Genomic DNA, 2611 nt, shown 5'->3' on the forward strand with positions numbered 1-2611 from the left:
GGCCTGAACGGCGACGCTGCGGCGGGCGTTTTCGAGAGACACCGAGCCACCGAGCCACCGGAGTGACCCCGTGACCTATCCCGCCCTGACGGCCTTCTACGCGGCCCTGTTCGCGCTCCTCTATGTGGGGCTCTCCGCCTGGGTCGTCGCCGGGCGCCTGTCGGCGGATGTCCTGCACGGCGATGGCGGGAACGCGGACCTGGAGAAGCGCATCCGCGCGCAGGGCAATTTCGGGGAGTACGTGCCGCTGGCGCTGCTCCTCGTCGGCCTGCTGGAAGCGGGTGGCGGCGGGCCGACCCTGGTGCGCGGCCTCCTGATCGTGCTCCTCGTGGCGCGCGTGCTGCACCCGTTCGGAATGTTGGCGCCCAAGAACGCGCCCCGGCAGTTCGCCTGCCGCGGGGGCGGCATCCTGGCCACCTTCGCGGTCCTCGTCGTGGCGGCCGTCGCCCTGCTGCTCCGCGTCGGCTGAGGGGAAACCCCCAGCGCGAAAGCCGGCCGCGAGCCGGAGGCGGCTCAGATCTCGATGCAGATCTTGCCGAAGTGCCGGTTGCTCTCCTGGTGCCGGAACGCCGCGACGAGGTCCGCCAGGGGATAGCGGCTGTCGACGATCGGCCGTAGGCCGCAGGCCTCGATGCCGCGAACCATCTCGATCTGCTGGCGCCGGCTGCCGACGAGGACGCCCTGGAGGCGGATCTGCCGGACGAGCGCTGGGACCAGCGGTAGCGGCCCGGCGACCCCCGTGAGGATGCCGATCACCGAGATGTGCCCGCCCACCCGCACGGCGGCCATCGACTGCTCCAGGGTCGCGGGACCGCCGACGTCGAGGACGTGGTCGACCCCGCGCCCGCCGGTGAGGCGCCGGGCGGTTTCCCCCCAGGCGGCGTCGGAGCGGTAATTGACGATGTGGTCGGCTCCGAGCGCGCGCAGGCGCTCGAGCTTCTCGTCGCTGGACGAGGTGGCGATCACGGTGGCACCCGCGGCCTTGGCGAATTGCAGCGCGAACACCGAGACGCCGCCGGTGCCCTGCACGAGGACGACGTCGCCGCCTTTCAGGCCCGCATCCCCGTGCAGGGCGCGCCAGGCGGTGAGCGCCGCCGTCGTCAGGGTCGCCGCCTCGGCATGGTCCCAACCCCGGGGCGCGTGGGTGAAGGCCAGCGCGGAGGCGGTGACCCGCTCGCGGGCATAGCCGTCGATGCCGTCGCCCGGCACGGTCGCGAAACCCTCGACCTGGGGCTGGCCCTCGGTCCAGGTGGGGAAGAACGTGCTGACCACGCGGTCTCCGACCGCGAAGGCCTCGATGCCCGGTCCCACCGCCTCGACCTCGCCCGCCCCGTCCGACATCGGCACGCGCGGCGCGCTCGGCCCCCACAGGCCGCTGACCACGGCATAGTCGTGATAGTTGAGCGAACTCGCCCGCAGGCGGACGGTGATCTCGCCCGGCCCCGGCTCCGGAACGGGCCGTTCGCCGAACCCGACGGCCTCGAAGCCGCCCCCGGGCTGGACGATCACGGCGCGGGATACCGATGCGGTCATGCTGTACCTGTCCGTCTCACCGGCCGCGATGCGGCGGCCCCCGTTTCGGGAAACCGGGCTCGATCCGGGCTGTTCCCCCGGATCGAGCCTCGGTCCTGCCCGGACGACCCGCGGCGGGACACTTCTCGGCGCTTCCACGGACCTGTTATGGCAGGGGCTCGTTATGGCAGGCGTTCAGGGAGCCGACACTGTGATCGGCCGGGGGTTCGGGAATGCGGCGTTTCATCGATGTGGCCCGGTTCAAGCGCCACAAGGATCTGCCGAAGGACTTCGACGCCGAGGCCTACCTGCGCATCAATCCGGACGTCGCCCTCTCCATCCGGGAGGGTGAGGGCCTGTCGGCCGAGGAGCATTACCTGCGGCACGGCCGGCACGAGGGCCGGAAGTACGCCGCCAATGCGGATGGTTCGATCATCGATCCGGATCTGCTCGCGCTGTTGCCGCACGACTTCGATGCCGCCTCGTATCTCGAACTGCACGGCGACATCGAGGAGGCCATCGCCGCGGGATACTGTCCCTCGGCCGAGGTTCACTACCTGAATGTCGGCCGGCACGAGGGGCGCATCTATAAGCTGTCCGCCGACATCGTCGCGGACATGTCCTCTCGCCTGGGGCGAGAGCTGTTCCGGTATCCCTATCGGACGGTCGGCGCGATGCCGGCCTTTCGGTTCGAAGCGCCGTCCCGGGGCGAGGCGGACCTCGCGATCTGCAGCCGGATCATCGCCGCGTGGCACGTGTCGGCCGCCGCGAATCCGGGCAAGACCGGCGGCATGTGGGACCAGCTGACCGCCGGCCACACCCGCCTGAAGACCGCGCTCGCCCGGAGAGACCCGGAACTCCTGTCGGATCTACTCGCGAACATGTTCCAGGAGCACCTGGTGCACGGCCTCGCCATGGGCCGGAGCACGGCCGCCCGCGCCCGCGCCGTCCCCGACCGTCATGCCGCCATGTGGTGCGACCGCCTCCTGCGGTTCGGCGAGGCCGTGGGCGTCCGTCCGGTCCGGTCACCCGAGCAGGGAGGGACCGATGCGCCGCTCGAATGGCAGGACTTCGAATGGCAGGACTTCGAACGGCAGGA

At 71.2% G+C, this 2611-nt stretch carries 2 protein-coding genes and 1 pseudogene; 2 read left to right on the forward strand and 1 reads right to left on the reverse strand.

What is annotated here, in order from left to right; translation table 11 throughout:
• Positions 1-70 precede the first annotated feature (70 nt).
• On the forward strand, positions 71-469 hold the full coding sequence (locus K2X24_RS12160) for an MAPEG family protein (RefSeq protein ID WP_292498337.1): 399 nt from the start codon (positions 71-73) through the stop codon (positions 467-469).
• 44 nt (positions 470-513) lie between these two features.
• On the opposite strand, the gene K2X24_RS12165 is transcribed toward K2X24_RS12160, so the two are convergent.
• Entirely contained in the window at positions 514-1533 is a 1020-nt protein-coding gene (locus K2X24_RS12165) for an NAD(P)-dependent alcohol dehydrogenase (RefSeq protein ID WP_292498340.1), read from the reverse strand.
• Between the two features lie 230 nt (positions 1534-1763).
• On the opposite strand from K2X24_RS12165, the pseudogene K2X24_RS12170 reads away from it, so the two are divergent.
• A pseudogene (locus K2X24_RS12170) lies at positions 1764-2611 on the forward strand (hypothetical protein); the annotation flags it as partial.

The organism is Methylobacterium sp., assembly GCF_019750675.1.
GTDB lineage: Bacteria > Pseudomonadota > Alphaproteobacteria > Rhizobiales > Beijerinckiaceae > Methylobacterium.

What these genes read in the sequence shown, in the direction of transcription:
- K2X24_RS12165 (WP_292498340.1), bottom strand. Translation starts at nt 1,533, where the DNA reads ATGACCGCATCGGTATCCCGCGCCGTGATCGTCCAGCCCGGGGGCGGC.